At 41.0% G+C, this 17,694-nt stretch carries 16 protein-coding genes; 6 read left to right on the top strand and 10 right to left on the bottom strand.

Annotated elements, in window-relative coordinates; translation table 11 throughout:
• Positions 1–268 precede the first annotated feature (268 nt).
• Entirely contained in the window at positions 269–1,642 is a 1,374-nt protein-coding gene (locus CWC02_RS14505; protein ID WP_138618994.1) for a GAF domain-containing sensor histidine kinase, read from the bottom strand.
• A 271-nt stretch (positions 1,643–1,913) separates the two neighbouring features.
• Between CWC02_RS14505 and CWC02_RS14510 the strand changes: the two genes are divergently transcribed.
• The 3 genes from CWC02_RS14510 (at position 1,914) to CWC02_RS14520 (ending at position 4,808) form a co-directional block, all read left to right on the top strand.
• Positions 1,914–2,804 carry a tetratricopeptide repeat protein gene (locus CWC02_RS14510; protein WP_054553406.1) on the top strand — a complete coding sequence of 297 codons (891 nt, stop codon included), beginning with the start codon at positions 1,914–1,916 and terminating at the stop codon, positions 2,802–2,804.
• A gap of 503 nt (positions 2,805–3,307) precedes the next feature.
• Positions 3,308–3,607 carry a helix-turn-helix transcriptional regulator gene (locus tag CWC02_RS14515; RefSeq protein WP_138600147.1) on the top strand — a complete coding sequence of 100 codons (300 nt, stop codon included), beginning with the start codon at positions 3,308–3,310 and terminating at the stop codon, positions 3,605–3,607.
• Positions 3,597–4,808: a type II toxin-antitoxin system HipA family toxin gene (locus CWC02_RS14520; protein ID WP_138619032.1), complete on the top strand. Its 1,212-nt coding sequence runs from the start codon at positions 3,597–3,599 to the stop codon at positions 4,806–4,808. The genes CWC02_RS14515 and CWC02_RS14520 overlap by 11 nt, the downstream gene beginning before the upstream one ends.
• 177 nt (positions 4,809–4,985) lie before the next feature.
• On the opposite strand, the gene CWC02_RS14525 is transcribed toward CWC02_RS14520, so the two are convergent.
• From CWC02_RS14525 to CWC02_RS14540, 4 genes are all read right to left on the bottom strand, one after another.
• Positions 4,986–5,693 (bottom strand): nuclear transport factor 2 family protein, encoded by a 708-nt coding sequence (locus tag CWC02_RS14525; RefSeq protein WP_054553404.1) that lies wholly within the window; start codon positions 5,691–5,693, stop codon positions 4,986–4,988.
• Between the two features lie 71 nt (positions 5,694–5,764).
• A complete protein-coding gene (locus CWC02_RS14530; RefSeq protein ID WP_054553403.1) occupies positions 5,765–6,505 on the bottom strand; it encodes a ferredoxin--NADP reductase in 741 nt (246 codons plus the stop codon).
• A gap of 189 nt (positions 6,506–6,694) precedes the next feature.
• Positions 6,695–7,396 carry a purine-nucleoside phosphorylase gene (gene deoD, locus CWC02_RS14535; protein ID WP_036972525.1) on the bottom strand — a complete coding sequence of 234 codons (702 nt, stop codon included), beginning with the start codon at positions 7,394–7,396 and terminating at the stop codon, positions 6,695–6,697.
• The gene (locus CWC02_RS14540; protein ID WP_138618996.1) at positions 7,396–8,625 is read right to left on the bottom strand and encodes a phosphopentomutase; all 1,230 of its coding nucleotides are present in this window, start codon (positions 8,623–8,625) and stop codon (positions 7,396–7,398) included. The genes deoD and CWC02_RS14540 overlap by 1 nt, the downstream gene beginning before the upstream one ends.
• 191 nt (positions 8,626–8,816) lie before the next feature.
• Between CWC02_RS14540 and udk the strand changes: the two genes are divergently transcribed.
• The 3 genes from udk (at position 8,817) to CWC02_RS14555 (ending at position 11,574) form a co-directional block, all read left to right on the top strand.
• Complete coding sequence (gene udk, locus CWC02_RS14545; protein ID WP_138618998.1) at positions 8,817–9,446, top strand: uridine kinase; 630 nt, start codon at positions 8,817–8,819, stop codon at positions 9,444–9,446.
• 18 nt (positions 9,447–9,464) lie between these two features.
• Entirely contained in the window at positions 9,465–10,688 is a 1,224-nt protein-coding gene (locus CWC02_RS14550; protein ID WP_054553401.1) for a NupC/NupG family nucleoside CNT transporter, read from the top strand.
• A gap of 157 nt (positions 10,689–10,845) precedes the next feature.
• Entirely contained in the window at positions 10,846–11,574 is a 729-nt protein-coding gene (locus CWC02_RS14555) for a substrate-binding periplasmic protein (protein ID WP_138619000.1), read from the top strand.
• A gap of 121 nt (positions 11,575–11,695) precedes the next feature.
• On the opposite strand, the gene CWC02_RS14560 is transcribed toward CWC02_RS14555, so the two are convergent.
• The 5 genes from CWC02_RS14560 to CWC02_RS14580 form a co-directional block, all read right to left on the bottom strand.
• Positions 11,696–12,403 carry a substrate-binding periplasmic protein gene (locus tag CWC02_RS14560; RefSeq protein ID WP_082389280.1) on the bottom strand — a complete coding sequence of 236 codons (708 nt, stop codon included), beginning with the start codon at positions 12,401–12,403 and terminating at the stop codon, positions 11,696–11,698.
• Positions 12,404–12,571: 168 nt separating this feature from the next.
• Positions 12,572–12,781 carry a cold-shock protein gene (locus CWC02_RS14565; RefSeq protein WP_119852743.1) on the bottom strand — a complete coding sequence of 70 codons (210 nt, stop codon included), beginning with the start codon at positions 12,779–12,781 and terminating at the stop codon, positions 12,572–12,574.
• Positions 12,782–13,048: 267 nt separating this feature from the next.
• Positions 13,049–15,208, bottom strand: coding sequence for a S46 family peptidase (locus CWC02_RS14570; RefSeq protein WP_138619002.1), 2,160 nt, complete (start codon positions 15,206–15,208; stop codon positions 13,049–13,051).
• Between the two features lie 145 nt (positions 15,209–15,353).
• On the bottom strand, positions 15,354–16,238 hold the full coding sequence (folE2, locus tag CWC02_RS14575) for a GTP cyclohydrolase FolE2 (protein WP_138619004.1): 885 nt from the start codon (positions 16,236–16,238) through the stop codon (positions 15,354–15,356).
• A gap of 11 nt (positions 16,239–16,249) precedes the next feature.
• Positions 16,250–17,581, bottom strand: a complete 1,332-nt coding sequence (locus CWC02_RS14580; RefSeq protein ID WP_138619006.1) for a dihydroorotase — start codon at positions 17,579–17,581, stop codon at positions 16,250–16,252.
• Positions 17,582–17,694: the final 113 nt, after the last annotated feature.

The raw sequence follows: 17,694 nt of genomic DNA on the forward strand, positions 1-17,694 counted from the left end.
CGCCAATTTACCTATTTTAATGTTAACTGGGCTGGTAGTTGCTTCGCTTGTGGGGTTAACGTTTAGAAGCTCATTATTGTTTTGGCTGACGCTATTGGTTACACCTTTAAGCATTAATTATTTATACTCGAAAAAACGTATAAAGCAGTTTTGCAAAAACAACAAGTGCACCGATATATCATGTCTCGCTAAGCAAACTGATTAATTTTTAATTTTATTACCCAGTCACCAGATTATTTAGCCCTCAACTTGTATAAATATTAATTAGTTATGCGAGTTTTATAGGCAGTTTAAAATTAACTGTCATGCCATTAGAAGGTGAACTCGCAGCACTCACTTCACCTTGTAATGCTTGCGTTGCAAGGTTATAAACGATTGACATTCCTAATCCACTTCCACCTGAGCCGCGCTTCGTAGTAAAAAAGGGCTCAAACACTTTATGCAAAGTTTCTGTATCCATGCCATGGCCATTGTCTTTGTAGCAAAGCAAATAAACACCTTGTGCTTCGTCAATATTAACCGATATGTTTATTTGGTTGTCTTGGCGTCCCACAAAACCATGAACGCAACTATTATTAACCAAATTCATTATGATTTGACTCAAAGCTCCAGGGACTGTGATCAACTCAAAGTCATCGACACAATTCACATTTACAGTTACGTTATGACTGCGGGTTAAAGGCATTAAGCTATGTAGAATGTTTTCTAAGTAGTCTTTAATGTTGGTTTCTAATAAATCGAGTGAAGATTGATCTACTGCCGTTTGTTTAAAGTCGCTGATTAATTTTGCTGCTCGCTCTAAATTAGTGAATGATATTTTAAAACATTCGTTTAAATGATTAATACTCTCTATCAGCGCAGCCTTAGTTAACGTATTTGACTGTATAAGCTTATCAACTTCAGAGAGTTTGTCTTTTGCCGAACTGTTTGCAGTCACCGCGATACCTATTGGCGTATTAACTTCATGTGCAATCCCAGCAACCAGATTACCCAATGAAGCCATTTTTTCTGCTTCAATAAGTTTTTCTTGCATCTCGGTAAGTTCAGATAAGGTTTTCTCGAGCGTTCGAGTGCGTTCAACAACACGCTCCTCTAGGTGCTGATTAGCGCGTTCAAGCTCTGCGTTTATACGTTCATTTTCTTGTGCTGATAGCGCTCTGCCGTATAGATCTGCTAATGCGCCTATAAATGAGCATTCATCTTCTGTCCAATGTCGCTCACTACCAATGTGCTCACAACAAAATATACCGATCATTTTTCCTTTATAGCGAATTGGTGCATCGAGCATAGCGCCAATATTAAGTGGTGTTAGGTAGCTTTCGCTAAATTCGTAGGTAGCAGGATCAGTATGCGCATCAACCGCTGTTATTGTGCGTTGCGTATCAAGTGCTTTGAAATAGTCAGGGTATGCGTCCCGGGGAAGCACTAGCATTTGAATTTCTTTACCATTTTCTCTGTCGAGTAATAAACGGCACTCTATTGCTGTATTTTCTTTATTAAGTAACCAAATGCCGGCACGCCCGATTTCAAGTCCATCGAGAACAGCATTAAGGATTAGCCGTTCAGCTAATTCAACATTTCCACTATCGAGATCAGACGAAATTGATACACCATAAAGCAGTTGTACTAGTTGCTGGCGCATATTCTCACCTTTTAGTTTTAGTATCCTTTAAGTTTAGACGAACAAACTCAATATCGCATATAGATTAACTTTTTTTAGAAACTCTTTAAGTATTAAGTAGTTGTTCAGATAAAAATGAGTATATTGTACCTAACTCCTGTTGATACCCCTTACGACTTTATGTTGTTTAAGCAGTTTGGCCAGCTCTCCCCCGAGCTGGTTTTTTTTTGCCTAGTCCCTAGTGCTCACGCATGTTACAGTTACCTCAGTAATCACCAAAAATTAATATGTTATGCGTTATACCCTAATTTTAATCACTTTTTTAATGAGCTTTAGCCCATTTGTAGCAGCTCAAAATGAGCCACAAAACCGCCCAGCATTAACTGAAGCAGAGCAACAGCAAGGACTCGATAAGCTTCAAGAACCTATGTATAAACCATTGTTAGAGCGCTATATTCTTGATGAATTAAAAGCGGTGCGCCAAGACCAACAAAAACTACGCGAAGATGTGACAAAACAAGTTGCTCATACACAACTTGATACTGCCGACCGTGCATTAACTTATACAACCGACACCATTAATAATGTGTTTTTCATTATTACCATTACCGCTTCAATCTTGGTCTTAGTCGGTTGGAATTCCCTACGTGATGTGAAAAATAAAGTAGAAGATATTGTTAATACACGCGTGAGTGCGATTACAAAAGAATATGAAGAGCGCCTAAAAGTACTCGAAGAAAAACTACGTGAGCGGTCTGAAGAGATCTTATTAAACCAACAAAAGATCTCAATCACCAATGAAGTTCATTCTTTATGGATGCGTGCCAATTTAGAAAGCGATGTTGCAAATAAGATTGAGATTTTTGACGAGATCTTAAAACGTAAACCAGAAGACGTAGAAGCCATTGCCTATAAAGCAGATGCTCTGTTAGAAATTAACGAAACAGGTGAGGCTATCGAGCTTTGTAATCAAGCATTAGAAATTGATAGCGACTACGGCTACGCATACTGGCAACGTGCTTGTGCCTATGCATTACTACACAAACACGCCGATGCAATGGCTGATATTCGTATGGCTCTTGAATATTCTCCTAACCTACGTAACGAGCTATTACACGAAAGCGCGTTTGCCAGCCTACACGACAACGACAGCTTTAATTCGTTGTTAAATGAATCGGCATAGCCGAACCCCATGTAGCAGCGGGTTTATCCCGCGTCATAGGCACTAGGGTTTAGGTTTTAGGTCCTAGGCTCTAGGCGCTAGGACGCGATGTGAAATCGCTGGCTTTTAGCCGTTAGAGGTCAGATATTAGATATCAGCCGAAATGTGGGATTATTAAGGTCGATTGTTCTTCTCAGCATTCGACCTATTCACTTTCCAGGTAGGTTGGGTCGAGCGGAGCGACACCCAACATATAGAGACGATCTGACACGCGAAACAAGTTTCACGCCTACATGTAGCCGCGGGTTTATCCCGCGTCATAGGCGAGTTCTGGGTTCTAGGTCCTAGGCGCCAGGACGCGATGTAAAATCGCCGCTACCTCGTACCTCGAAACTCGAAACTCGAAACTCGCTAACTTTACTCTCGCTAACTTGAACCCACTAACTTAATCCCCCTCTATTGCAAAAAAACCAAATACCGCTAAACTAATCATTAAGTATCTAATGATTAAAAAAGTAATCAATATGCGTTCTAAACAGGCTGCAAAAATGGCACAAAAGCTGGGAGATTTGATTCGCCAGCACCGAACTCTTCATTATACGCAAAGTACATTTGCGAAAATGATTGGGGTATCACGTTCGACAGTACAAAAGTTAGAGCAAGGTGATGTTGTGAAAAGTGACATTCTTTTTGAAGCGCTGGTTGTACTTAACTTACAGGGATCGCTTCTCGATGAAATAAATGAATTAGCGGCCGACGTAGGTGGATACAATGCTCGCCAACGCAAACGAAATTCACCACAGGAAATCAATGATGACTTCTGAGTGCTATGTTTTTATAGATGGTTTAGAAGAAAAACCCGTTATCTGTGGTTACTTTAAATTAGATAATCAATCAGGTCGCGGTGAGTTCAACTATGGTAAGAGCTATTTAGCCCGAAGCGATGCCTTTGCTCTAGATCCAATACATCTGCCATTAAAATCGGGGATTTTCAGTTACAGCGCAAACAGAGGTGTATTTGGCGTATTGAGTGATGCAGGAGCTGACTCGTGGGGGCGCAAGTTAATTCTTTCGCTTCATACTACAAAACCCAAAAACGAGTTAGAATTTTTATTAGCCGGGTCTGGGTATGGCGTAGGAGCCCTTGTTTTTAGTCTCTCGCGAAGTGCCTCAAAGCATAAAACTAACAAAAACACCTTGTCTGATTTAGCCTTGCTAGACCAAGCTAAAGATGACTTGCTGGCAAATAAAACAATTTCTGATGAAGCTAAGAAAGCATTTGAATTTGGCCAAAGCATGGGGGGAGCTAGACCAAAAACTTCTATACAAATTGACAACAAACTCTACTTAGCAAAATTCAATCGCCAAGATGATTTATTCAATCTAGTCAGAGCTGAACATGCTGCAATGAAAATGGCGGAACAGCTTGGTATTCGAACGGCTCCTACCTTTATTCATAAAACACATACCGGTGATGTGCTACTTGTTGAGCGGTTTGATGTTAGTAATGGGTTACCAACACACCACTTTTTAAGTGCGAATAGCTTACTTCAAAAACCCAAAGTTGCTATGAGTGATCTTTCAAGTGACTACTCATATGGTCAATTAGCTGAATTTATAAGGCATCAAACAATGCAAAATGCAGGTGATGCTGAAGAGTTGTTTAAGCGAATGGTGTTCAATGCGTATATTGGTAATACAGATGATCACACTCGCAATCATGCATTCCTATATTCATTTTCACAAAAAAATTGGCGATTAAGTCCAGCCTATGACATCACTCCAATAAACAACTCAAAACAACATGGTCTTGGCTTTGGTGATGATGGCCGTTATGCAAGTAAAAACAATTTTTTATCTCAAGCTAAGCGATTTGGGTTAGCAAATTCAGCAGCAAAAAACATCATTAAAGAGATTGAAGAATATTGCAAAGATTGGCCGACTCACTTTAAACATTTTGCAGACGTTAGTGATGAAGATATCACCCGTTTAAAAGGTGTAATTCCTGAAATTAATGAAGATTAATAGTGCGAAACAACTTTCACGCCTACATGTAGCAGCAGGTTTATCCCGCGTCATAGGCGCTGGGATTTAGGTTCTAGGACGCGATGTAAAATCGCTGCTACCTCATATCTCGAAACTCGCTAGCTTGAACCCACTAACTTTCACCCATAAAAAAAGAGCAGCTGGGCTGCTCTTTTTCTAGCGGAAGAATAACACTTTGGTTATTTTACCATTTTCTATTTTATAACTAGTGACAAATTCAGCTCGCTTATCAACCACCTTAGGGTCTTGTGAACAAGTCTCTGATAGCTCATGGTCAATCACAATATTTCCATGCACAATTCGTTTAATTGGAGACGATTTTATACATTTAAGCTTTTTAAACATGATGCCATAACGAGCTATAAGCTTTTCTTTCCCTGTGAACATTAACTCATTTGGGAATGTGTAAAACTCGACGTTTTCATCATACATTTTAATAAATGCATCAATATTACGAGCATTATATGCTGCTATTAATTGCTCAATTACAGCGATTGATTCTCGTGACTGACGCGCTTTTTCTTGTTGCTTGGCTGTTAGCGCCTCTTTTGCTTGCTTTACAGCCTTTTCAGCCTCATCAACTGCTTGCTGCTTTTCTTCAACTGTTTTTGGTTGCTCGGCAGGTGTAGGCGTTTGAGTACCGAGTACTTTACTATCATCAACTTCTGCGACCTCTTTCTTAGATTCAGAAATTACTTTTTGCTCTGTTACTGGCTTTTCTTCAATAAACTCTAAACTAGGTACGTCTTTCTTTTCGGCTTTTTGTTCATGGCTAGTTTGAGGCTCGGCTTGTTCAGTGGTTTCTTCACTAGCAAATGACTGCCAAGAGAATAATAAACTAATTGCCAAAAATAACGGTTTCATACTTTTCCTAAATACATCATGCCTGATTTAAGGCGTTAAGGTAGCAAATTCTCACAGTTTGGCATAGTTTTTTACCAATATTGCTCAACGGTGATCTGCCCAGGCTCACGACGTCTGTTGCGGCTAAAACCAAGCTCTAACAAAATGGCCGTGGTATCTTTTACCATTTCTGGATTACCGCAAATCATGAACTGTGTCGAGTCAGGTTTAACAGGAAGCTCTACTACATCAAATAAGCGACGGTCTTTTATTACGTCAGTGATCCGGCCATTAAAACCGATTGTGGCTGACTCTCTGCTGACTACAGGTGAGTAGTAAAGATTTGGGTACTGCTGCTGTAGTGCTTTAATGCGCGCTTGATAACTTAAGTCCTCATTAAAACGAACTCCATGCACTAAGTGAACATGCTCAAACTTTTGCCACACTTCGCCCTGCTCTAATATTGATATAAAAGGCCCAAGCGCAGTACCTGTACTCAGCATATAAAGCTGCTCACTGCTTGGCACTTCATCAAGGGTAAAAAAGCCTGTCGCGCGGCGCTCTATAGTCACTGAGTCACCCGGCTTTAATTGCGCAAGTTGTTGAGAAAGTTGACCGTCTTTAACATTAATCAGATAAAATTCGAGGTCGGGATTATTCGGCGCATTAACATAAGAATATGCACGTGCAACCCGTTTATCACCCACTTGCATAGCAAGCTTTGTAAACTGCCCTGCTACAAATGGTTCAACATCGGCATTAACAATTAAGCTAAATAGTGAGTCGGTCCACCATTTAACATCTTTAACTTTAGCTTCAACCCAATTAGACATACACATCCTTAATTGTTGTTCCTCTACTAAAAGTGGCAACAATTGCTTGAATTTTCAAGTTTTAAGGGGCGGTTGCGAGCATAAAAACATAGTCATAAAAAAAGCCGCATAAATGCGGCTTTGAGGTTAGTCTCACTTCACTTTGGGCGTGTTTCCAAATTTCAGTGAATACGTTACCAAGGAACTTATTTAAATTGATTCTAAAGCAATTTTAACCATTTCGTTAAAGGTGCTTTGACGCTCTTCACTTGGTGTTGCTTCACCAGTGATTACGTGGTCACTTACAGTAAATAGTGCCATCGCTTTTGCGCCGTATTCAGCAGCTACGCCGTACATGCCAGCTGTTTCCATATCAACAGCAAGTACGCCTAGCTTGTCTAACTCTTGATAGAATGTGTTATCTGCTTGGTAGAATGTATCTGTTGTAAATACATTACCTACTTTCGCTTCAATACCTAATTCTTTTGCTGCGTTTACGCCGTTGAGTAATAAACCAAAATCAGCAATTGCGGCAAAATCGTAACCACGTACACGTGCACGGTTTACGTTTGAATCTGTGCTTGCACCTTGTGCAAAGATAACGTCACGGATTTTGATATCGCTACCAATACCGCCACAGGTACCAATACGAATTAGATTTTTAACGCCGTAACTAACGATCAATTCACGGGCATAAATTGACATTGATGGAATACCCATCCCAGAACCCATAATACTCACTGGCTTACCTTTGTAGGTACCGGTAAAACCATACATATTACGAACGCCTGTTACTTGTTTTGCGTCATCTAAAAAGTTTTCAGCAATGTATTGAGCGCGAAGCGGATCACCCGGCATTAATACCGTTTCTGCAAATTCGCCTACATTGGCGCTGATATGAGGAGTACTCATTATTGGTTTCCTTTTTTGTTCGCTAATAGCTTGTCGTTAAAGCTATCACCGTATTCAAGTGCAGGAAGATTAAACCACTGGGCAAGGGTTTGACCTATGTCTGCAAAACTAGCTCGTTCTCCAAGCGGGGTGTTTGTCATTCCCGGTTGGTATGCAAGTACTGGCACGTATTCACGTGTATGGTCAGTGCCTGCTGCTGTTGGATCACATCCGTGATCGGCCGTGATAATTAACACATCATCACTATTTAGCTGATTTAAGATGGTCGGTAGGTAATCATCAAACTCTTTTAATGCTTTAGCATAGCCAACTGCATTACGGCGATGACCGTACTTTTCATCAAAATCAACTAAGTTTGTAAAAATCAAACTATGGTCAGGTGCGCTTGCGATTACTTCTGAGGTTTTCTCAAGCAAGTTCATTAGCCCTGGCGCTTTGTGTTTTTGGGTGATGCCTTGGTGCGCATAGATATCGGCAATTTTACCAATACTGATCACTTCACCGCCGTCTTGCGATAATTTATCAAGCAAGGTTGGCGACGGAGGTAACACCGAATAGTCACGACGATTACCTGTACGGGCAAAATCGTCACGGCTCGAACCCAAAAATGGCCGCGCAATCACTCTTCCTATGTTCATTTCATCAAGCAGCGCCCGTGCGATTTCGCAAACCTGATAAAGTTTCTCCAGTCCAAATGATTCTTCGTGCGCGGCTATTTGAAACACGCTATCAACTGAGGTGTAGCAAATCGGCATACCGGTTTGCATATGCTCTTCACCTAGCTTTTCTAAAATGGTCGTTCCTGAGGCATAACAGTTACCTAAAATGCCAGGAATCTCTGCGCGAGCAATTAGCTCATCAACAAATTCTTGTGGAAAACACGGCTGTGTGTTTGGGAAATAACCCCAATCAAATAACACAGGTACACCGGCCATTTCCCAGTGTCCTGAAGGCGTGTCTTTACCACTTGATAACTCTTTAGCGTAACCCCATGCGCCAATAGGTGCTTGGCGGTCACTGACTAAACAAGGTTCTTTACCTGCGGCTTCGCATGCATCAGCTAAACCTAAACGGGTAAGATTAGGAAGCGATAAGTGCTCACCAGTTTCTTCTGCATAGGCTTTAAGTAAATGAGCGAAGGTATTTGCACCTACGTCACCAAACTTTTCTGCGTCAGGTGCTGCGCCAATTCCTAGGCTATCTGCCATTAAGATGAGTGCTCTTGCCATGGGTACCTCGTTATCAATATGTGAATACTTTATATGCTCTTTGAATTTTTGGTACAGGACATAAGTCCTGTTTCATAAAACGGAAACATTATAAATTTGCATCTCTAAGCGAAGCAAAAGAGATTAATCGTGTCTTTTTTGCTATTGTGATCTACCTAACAATGTTTCCTTCTGTGTGGGCGAGAACTTTAGTGACACGAACAATTATAGCTATTGCTGGCGCATCTGCGTCGGGCAAGTCTCTTTTTAGCAAGACAATTTATAACGAATTAGTCAATGAGCTTGAACCGGGCGCGATCGCAGTGATCGAAGAAGATGCTTATTACAAAGACCAGTCGCATTTGCCGTTTGACCATCGAACGCAAACCAATTACGACCACCCTGATGCTTTCGAGCATGAGCTTTTGCATGAGCACTTACTTCAATTGCGCGCTGGAGAATCAGTAGACGTACCAACTTATGACTATGCAATGCATACCCGAAGCGATGAAACGCGTCGAGTGGCACCTGCAAAAGTACTTATCGTTGAAGGTATTTTGCTACTGAGTGATCCGGCACTTCGAAAAGAATTTGATATTAAGGTGTTCATTGATACACCGTTAGATATCTGCCTTATGCGCCGTATGCAACGAGATATGGAGCAGCGTGGCAGAACATTACAGTCCGTTGTTGATCAATATCAAGCGACAGTGCGACCTATGTTTTATCAGTTTATTGAGCCATCTAAGCACAAAGCTGATCTCGTAGTCACACGCGGCGGTATGAATCGCGTTGCCATTGATATAATTAAAAGTAAAATAAAATATTTACTGCAACAATAACAACGGGAAACAGTCAGTATGACAACATTTATGAGCTTAGTTGGCATTGTTGTGCTACTAGGCATTGCTTTTGCGGCTTCAACGAACCGTAAAGCAATTAATTTAAGAACTGTAGGCATCGCCTTTTTACTTCAAGTGTTAATTGGTGGCTTTGTCTTGTTCTTCGAAGTGGGCAAAAACGTACTGGCAAGTATGTCACGAGGAGTCTCATCAGTTATTGGTTATGCCAATGACGGGATTAGCTTCTTATTTGGCTCACTGGCATCGCAAGATACCTTAGGGTTTATTTTTGCGATACAAGTATTGCCCGTTATCGTGTTCTTCTCAGCACTTGTTGCTGTGTTGTATCACATCGGGGTGATGGATTGGATAATCAAGATTCTAGGCGGTGGCTTACAAAAGCTATTGAAAACCTCGCGCCCTGAATCGCTTTCTGCAACCGCCAATATTTTCGTTGGTCAAACAGAAGCACCATTGATTGTTAAGCCATTTATCGCCAGCATGACTAAGTCAGAGCTATTTGCGGTAATGGTAGGTGGCCTTGCTACCGTAGCAGGTTCTGTTATGGCAGGTTACGTAACAATTGGTGTAGAGCTTAAATACTTAATTGCAGCCAGCTTTATGGCGGCACCAGGTGGTTTCTTAATGGCAAAAATGATTGTGCCAGAGACCGAAACACCAAAAGAAGATTTAGCTGATTTAGACGTACAAGAAGAAAAACCGGTAAACGTAATTGATGCTGCCGCATCAGGTGCCGCAAACGGTATGCAACTAGCACTGAACGTAGGTGCGATGTTACTTGCTTTCGTAGCACTTATTGCACTTCTAAATGGGTTATTAGGCGGTATTGGTGGTTGGTTTGATCATCCAACATTAACGCTACAAGAAATTTTAGGTTACGTATTCGCTCCGGTTGCATGGTTATTAGGTGTACCTTGGGACGAAGCAGTAATCGCAGGCAGTTTTATAGGTCAGAAGGTTGTAGTTAACGAATTTGTTGCTTACCTCGACTTTATTAATTATCGCGATACGTTAAGTGCGCACACACAAGCGATTGTCACATTCGCGTTATGTGGGTTTGCTAACTTATCATCGATAGCAATTTTACTAGGTGGATTAGGCGGTATGGCGCCTAGTCGGCGAAAGGATATCGCACGCTTAGGGCTCAGAGCAGTGTTAGCAGGATCTATGGCTAACCTCATGAGTGCAGCAATTGCAGGTTTTTTCCTCTCGCTAGCTTAGAAACTTAATGAGATGAGCCGTAGTTGCAAAACAATAGGATAGGACTTTAAGGGGTTAAAGGTCTATCTGACTTGAACGATACTTCACCAAGGGCCGCAAGGCCCTTTTATCGTTTTATGTGCTAAGATTTATTTACTAAATCCTTTTAAGTGCATAAATGAACTATTTTAGAATTTATATACTAACCTTTTTCTTAAGTTGGCCAGCCCTTTGCAAGCCGACCCTAACCGTTGTGACTGAACTGTCGCCACCTAATCAAACTCTAATTAATAACCAAGTTGCCGGTGAGAGCACCGAGCTTGTAAAAGCAATTTTTGCTAAAGCTAATTTGAACGCGAATATAGAGCTTTACCCTTGGGCCCGTGCTTATAATATGGCACTAAAAAAGCCGAATACTTTCATTTACAGCATGGCTAAAACTCCAGAGCGTGAACATCATTTCTATTGGATTGGTGAAGTAGCCACCTATGAAATGGGCTTTGTGAAATTAAGCGAACGCCGCGATATAAACATCACCTCCAATGAGCAAGCCAAACAATACAAGATAGCAGTTCAGCGTCATGACTTAGCAGCACAACGCTTAACTGAGCGCGGTTACACTGTTGTGTATACTTCAGACATCAATAAGTCATATCAGTTGTTGATGTCGGGGAAGGTTGATTTAATCATTGACGATAAAAACTATATCGCCGCTATGGCTAATGAATTAGGCCTTGATGAATCGAGCTTACACTTTGCCTTTGCAATTGATTTTTTAGCGATGAAAGGGTTCCTAGCTGCAAACAAAAATACTAACCCACACCATATCAATGCATTAAAAAATGCGTTTGCTGAGATTCAGGCATCAACGCTATATAGTCAGGTCATGCGAACAAATAGGCCTTAAGTAAGAGCAAGAAAAATTCGTTATTTGCTACTCTGAACAACCCCCAGTGCCTTTTACACTGCACCATGATAGTAGTACTCAGCTACCGATAGCTTCAACGGCTAACGATGACTAATAAAAATTATTTTGTATTGGTATTACTATATTGCTCAATAAAAAAGTCTAACTTACCCTGAGCAATTAGCTTTTCGTAACTTGATTGCAAACGTTCAACTACATCGATGGGTATGTTTTTATTTAATGCTAAATAATTCCCTAATGTATCGTTAAGAGGAAGCTCAACTAGCTTAACGACTTCTCGTCCAGGGTGCCCGTATTGAGTTAGCTGATAATCAAATGATAGATCTGAACCAATAATTAGCTCGATTTTATTTTTGAAAAATAAATTAAGACACTCATAACTATGACTCACTTTCAGCAAATTTTTACCGTCACTAAAACCAATTGTTTCTACAAATTGCTCATAGATACTATTACGCACAACACATAGGCTATGTTCTTTTACCTGGGGTAGATCAAGTGGATTAATACGCTCATTTGATTTTAATCTATAAAAGAAATTTCGCGATGAGGCCAACGGCCCTACCCAGTTAAACAGCTTTTCTCTTTGCGTAATTCGGGCTGTAGAGACTAACCCTGACAAGGGCTGTTGTTGCGCCAAGTGGAATGCTCTTGACCAAGGTAAGAGCTCAAAATTGCACTTAATTTTGGCATCGATGCACATGGCCTTAACAAACTTTAAGTTAATACCCTCTAAATGCCCTTTATTTGAGAAGTTATATGGCGGGAAATGCTCGGTGTAAATGGTGACACTTTCTTTTGCAAACACTACAGGTGCAAAGCTTAGGCACGCTAACAACAAATATTTTAAAATAATTAATACACTCTAATGACACAGCTGCATTAAATATAGAAATATTAACTAGTCCAGTCAATTTTTAGACATAAAAAAAGCAAGCCGTAGCTTGCTTCTTCTCTATTTTACTTTTCAGTAAAATTATAGCGGCTTGATGTTGTCCGCTTGAGGGCCTTTTTGACCTTGTGATAGAGTGAACTCTACACGTTGGCCTTCAGCTAAAGTTTTGAAACCTTCAGATTGGATAGCGCTGAAGTGAGCGAAAACGTCTGGACCATTTTCTTGCTCGATGAAACCAAAACCTTTAGATTCGTTAAACCACTTAACTGTACCTGAAACAACGTTAGACATAGTCATATTCCTGATATAAAAAATTAAATATTGCCCGTAGTGGGCGGGTGTAGCAAAAAATCAGATGGAACTTAAAAACTTCAGGACGGTACTACAAGTATTACTTATACAACAACGAAATAAAGATTTATTAATTACACGCTTTTTAGCTACCGCTCACTATATAGAGTTGCCAGAATAAGTCAAATACTATATCTTAATGTTAAAAACAAAAATGCCAGTCTGTGTGACTGGCATTTTAATACTAAAATTAACGTTAAACTCAGGTTAGTTAACGATAGTCATCTCTTTAAGTAAATTTTGAGCATTATCAACTTTATCCATCACCCACAACATGTATCGTGAATCAACGTGAATTGAGCGATTTAAGTTTTCATCGTAATCCCAATCACCAATAATGCTTTCGTAAACACCATCAAATAACAAACCAACGAGCTCAGCATTACCGTTTAATGTTGGAGAGCCTGAGTTACCACCTGTAGTATCTACGTTCGATAAAAAGTTAACCGGAACCGTATTCATACCGCCGGTATAATCGCCATAAAGCTTTTGCTTAATTAACTCGTTTTGTTTCTCTGGCGAGTTGAATGGTTCAACACCGGTGTTTTTAGCAAGCAGGCCTTCTAACGATGTAAAGGGGGTTGCCACTAAGCCATCTTGCGGTGAATAGCCGCCTACCGTACCGTAAGTTACACGTAAGGTGCTGTTAGCGTCTGCATAAACAGGCTTATTAAGTGCCTTGTTATAAGCAATGATTGCTTCCATTAATGCAGGACGAGCAGCTTGCTGTTTACCAGCCAGTTCTTTTTTCGCATCTTCAATATCTTTTGTGACCGCAAAAATTGCATGCGCATATTGAATAAATGGATCGCTACTTTGCTTTAACTGAGCAAGGTCAAGATCTGCCATCCATAAACGTTTGCTTTCATCTGCAAGAACCGATTTAGCATACATATCATCAAGCATGGCTTGCTGTTTTTGTTTATCAAAACCGTTTGTTAGACCCAGTGCTTTATTTACCTCTGCAACTCGCTCGTCTTTAGGTAATGCAGCATATTGCTCAATAAAGTACAGTAAAATAGCTTTATCTACGGCTTCATCATAACGACGGCTCATGCTTTTTAAACGAGACTCGATACGTGGCATATCACGCTCTTGATAACCGCTTTCGCGCTCAGCATCTGGCTTTTGTTTTTCGTAAGCTAAACGGTATAAACGTCGAGCAGTTGAAATCATTTGTGAGCGGTGTACGTAACCTAACATACGGTCACGCTGGTTATGCTCCTGCGACTGTGCAACTAGCGCAGATAAATCAGCAAGTACCTGTCCGTATTTAGCTTTGCGCTTACTATCTTCATTGATCCACGCGGTGAGATCTTTTTCGAATTGTTGCTTACGGCTATACATTGACCCTTTGTTAAAGCTCTCAATCATTGAACCGTAGTTTTTAATGTAGTTGTTATAACCCGCAATCGTGCTTTCGTAAGCGATACGTGCCTCTGAACCCTCTGGTGCATTTTCTTCGATTAACGAGACATATTTAGAGTTATATTTACGCGCTAATGGGTAAGCTGTGTTAAACACGTAATCAACTTCAGGCGAAATACGGTAACGGTTTGTGCTGCCCGGATAACCAGTAACCATCACAAAATCGCCTTCTTGAACGCCTTTAGCGCTTACTTTTAAAAACGCATCACTTTGGTACGGCACGTTGTCTTCTGAATATTCAGCAGGCTTGCCATCTTTGCCAACATACGCGCGATAGAACGAGAAATCACCTGTGTGACGCGGCCACATCCAGTTGTCGATATCGCCGCCATATTTACCGACGCCCATAGCGGGTGCATACGTTAAACGCACATCTTTAATTTCTAGCGATTTGATCAGGTAATACTCAAGACCACCGTGGAAAGTATACACATTACAGCGGTAGCTTTGGTCTTGCTCACACTCACTAACAAGTGCTTTTTCATTTGCTTGAATAGCATCAAAACGTGCTTTCCCGGTTAACTTTTCAGTCCCTTTATTTACTTTATCTGTAACGTCAGTTACTTGCTCTGTTACAAAAACACGAGAACCCGGCGCAGCAGGCACTTCTTCGCCCGTTGTTTTTGCTAAAAAGCCATTTTCTAAAATATTGTTCTCGGTAGTCGAGTTATATTGAATCGAACCATAGGCACAGTGATGATTTGTGACAACTAAGCCTTTTGGTGAAACAAACGAAGCTGTACAACCACCAAGGCTAATTACCGCATTCATCGGAAACTCTGTTAATTTTGAAATTGACTCTACATCGATGCTCAAGCCTTTCGCTTTTAACACTGATTCAAGCTCTGGTAACTGGTGAGGCTGCCACATGCCTTCGTCGGCAACAGCAACATTTGCTACAGCGAGACCCACTGCAGCAGCAATAAATTTAAAACGCATAGTCATCCTTTATATTATTATGTTCATCATTTTTAGCGCTCGTATCATTATCATTGTGAAAATGAATAGCAATATTTTGCGACCGCTAATGTCAAAATTTGTAAACCATTTGAGGTTCATGAGCCTAACACTTAGACTCATCAGCTTAATATTTAGATTCATGAACCACGGCATTGTGGCCATGTAAGCTTTCTTGGTGTTCGACCTTAAACTGGTAATCAGCAATACTCGGCATGGTTTCGAAACACTGTTTTAATCGCCTTGCTGCATCTTCGCAAAACAGTAAGTTTTTTGCGTTAAGGGCAGCAAATGCTTGTTCATCTTCACGCTTCACGGCCGTTTGTACAGGGGTGCCTATGGCTTGCTCACATACTGTGATAAAGCCGCCAATATCAGGTAGCTTCTCACTACTAAAAGTGACATCAATATAAGCATAAGAACGCTGGCTATGAGGGGTTGCAATAGAGCCCTGTGCACTTGCAAGCCAACTGAGTAAAGAGGCTTTATCTATATGCTCATCGCTAAATTGTTTATCGACGGCTTCGCTCAAAAGCTGCCTCGATAATGCCGCTGAACACGGGCAGGTACTGCTGTAGGCTACATCAGCTTTTAAGTTGATAGTCATCGACTGCTTCTTAGTTATCGTTAAAACAACAGGGTAAGCATTGTATCCGGCATTGTCGCTAAGGAGTGCTGGTTTTAGCAGCGGTAAATCAAAATGCAGCACCAGTTTTGCGCCTTTACTTAAGCCTTTTTGTGATGCTAAAACGGCTTCCATAAACTCGTTAATACGCTTAGTCGATAAGCTTTGATTAGCCAATAGCTGATTAAGTAATAAATAAAGACGCGACATATGAATGCCTTTAGCATCACTATCAAGGCTAACAAAAATATCGGCTTTGGCATTCAGATGCACATCAACATGAGGTTGTGCAAGTTTCAAAGGCAATGCTATTTTTTCCATGCCAACCCATTTTAAAGGCGACTGAAAATCTACATTAGAGTGAGAGGTAATATCGGGTAATTGCATATCAACTTCTTTTAACGATTGAATGTTAAGGCCATAGCGGCCTGCTTGTGCGGGTACACGTGCTGTCCATCAAAGACACACTCACCATTTACAAAGGTATGTGTTATTCGGTGTGAAAAAGTAGTGCCATTGAAAGGGGTCCATTGGCATAAGTAATGTGTGTTTGTGTGCTCAACGTGCTTTTCTGCGCTTGGGTCAACCAGGACTAAATCTGCAAAGTAACCTTCTCTGATAAACCCTCGATCTTCGATAGCAAATCGCTTTGCCACGTTATGCGCTGTTTTTTCAACGACTTGCTCTAGGCTCAACGCACCACGTTTTACCTGCTCAAGTAACGATAGTAATGCATGCTCGACGAGCGGGAGTCCTGCTGGTGCAGCGCTGTATTGTTGCTGCTTTTCTTGCCAAGTATGAGGGGCATGATCGGTGGCAATAATATCAATGCGACCATCGCGTACTGCTGCGAGTAGCGCTTGGCGATCTTGCTCTGATTTTATGGCAGGGTTACATTTAATTTGATTACCATAGTGTGTGTAATCATCTTGGTTAAACCACAAATGATGCACACAAGCTTCGGCGGTTATGTGTTTTTGCTCTATAGGCGCGTTACTAAATAGCTCTAGCTCTTTTGCTGTTGTAAGGTGTAAAACATGCAGCTGCGAGCCATAGCGTTTTGCCAGCGATACGGCGTACGATGATGATGCATAACACGCTAACTCATCACGAATTAACGGGTGATGTTCTATTCGTAACTCACCATAGCGTTTTTCTATTCGGCGCTGGTTTTGTTGAATAACCTCCCCTTGCTCGCAATGGGTTGCAATGAGTACTGGGCTTTCCCGAAAAATGGCCTCTAGAGCATGTGGGTGTTCAACCAGTAAATCACCTGTTGATGCTCCCATAAACACTTTAACGCCGCATACATTTTTAGCATCAAGAGCTTTAATTTCATCAAGGTTGTCTGGGGTTGCGCCAAAGTAAAACGCATAATTCGCAGCGCTCGTTTGCGCCGCTATCGCGTATTTATCAGCAAGTGCTTTTGCCGTGGTAGTCGAAGGTGAGACATTAGGCATTTCCATAAAGCTTGTAATGCCACCTGCCACTGCCGCGGCAGATTCACTGGCGATCGTACCTTTGTGGGTTAAACCTGGCTCTCTAAAATGTACTTGATCGTCGATCATGCCTGGTAATAGCAACAGACCGCTTGCATCAATTACCTCATCATTGGCCTTGGCACTGATATCTTTGGCAATTTCAGCGATTCGATTACCAACAATTCGTACATCGTTTAATTCACGCTGTCCTTCATTAACAACACAGGCGTGTTTGATTATGATAGCCATATGACTCCTTGCTTATTCAGCAACATTTGCAACTTATCGTAAAAAAATGCACTCCATGGCAAGATTGATTGCAGATTAAATTGTTACAATATAACATACCATAAGATTTTTAT

Origin of the sequence: Pseudoalteromonas sp. S2721, assembly GCF_005887425.1 — a bacterium.
Taxonomy (GTDB): domain Bacteria; phylum Pseudomonadota; class Gammaproteobacteria; order Enterobacterales; family Alteromonadaceae; genus Pseudoalteromonas; species Pseudoalteromonas simplex.

Bases quoted from the DNA above. Each gene is read 5' to 3' on its own strand.
- CWC02_RS14505 (WP_138618994.1), bottom strand. From the start codon at position 1,642: ATGCGCCAGCAACTAGTACAACTGCTTTATGGTGTATCAATTTCGTCT.
- CWC02_RS14510 (WP_054553406.1), top strand. From the start codon at position 1,914: ATGCGTTATACCCTAATTTTAATCACTTTTTTAATGAGCTTTAGCCCA.
- CWC02_RS14515 (WP_138600147.1), top strand. From the start codon at position 3,308: ATGCGTTCTAAACAGGCTGCAAAAATGGCACAAAAGCTGGGAGATTTG.
- CWC02_RS14520 (WP_138619032.1), top strand. From the start codon at position 3,597: ATGACTTCTGAGTGCTATGTTTTTATAGATGGTTTAGAAGAAAAACCC.
- CWC02_RS14525 (WP_054553404.1), bottom strand. From the start codon at position 5,693: ATGAAACCGTTATTTTTGGCAATTAGTTTATTATTCTCTTGGCAGTCA.
- CWC02_RS14530 (WP_054553403.1), bottom strand. From the start codon at position 6,505: ATGTCTAATTGGGTTGAAGCTAAAGTTAAAGATGTTAAATGGTGGACC.
- deoD (WP_036972525.1), bottom strand. From the start codon at position 7,396: ATGAGTACTCCTCATATCAGCGCCAATGTAGGCGAATTTGCAGAAACG.
- CWC02_RS14540 (WP_138618996.1), bottom strand. From the start codon at position 8,625: ATGGCAAGAGCACTCATCTTAATGGCAGATAGCCTAGGAATTGGCGCA.
- CWC02_RS14550 (WP_054553401.1), top strand. From the start codon at position 9,465: ATGACAACATTTATGAGCTTAGTTGGCATTGTTGTGCTACTAGGCATT.
- CWC02_RS14555 (WP_138619000.1), top strand. From the start codon at position 10,846: ATGAACTATTTTAGAATTTATATACTAACCTTTTTCTTAAGTTGGCCA.
- CWC02_RS14565 (WP_119852743.1), bottom strand. From the start codon at position 12,781: ATGTCTAACGTTGTTTCAGGTACAGTTAAGTGGTTTAACGAATCTAAA.
- CWC02_RS14570 (WP_138619002.1), bottom strand. From the start codon at position 15,208: ATGCGTTTTAAATTTATTGCTGCTGCAGTGGGTCTCGCTGTAGCAAAT.
- folE2 (WP_138619004.1), bottom strand. From the start codon at position 16,238: ATGCAATTACCCGATATTACCTCTCACTCTAATGTAGATTTTCAGTCG.
- CWC02_RS14580 (WP_138619006.1), bottom strand. From the start codon at position 17,581: ATGGCTATCATAATCAAACACGCCTGTGTTGTTAATGAAGGACAGCGT.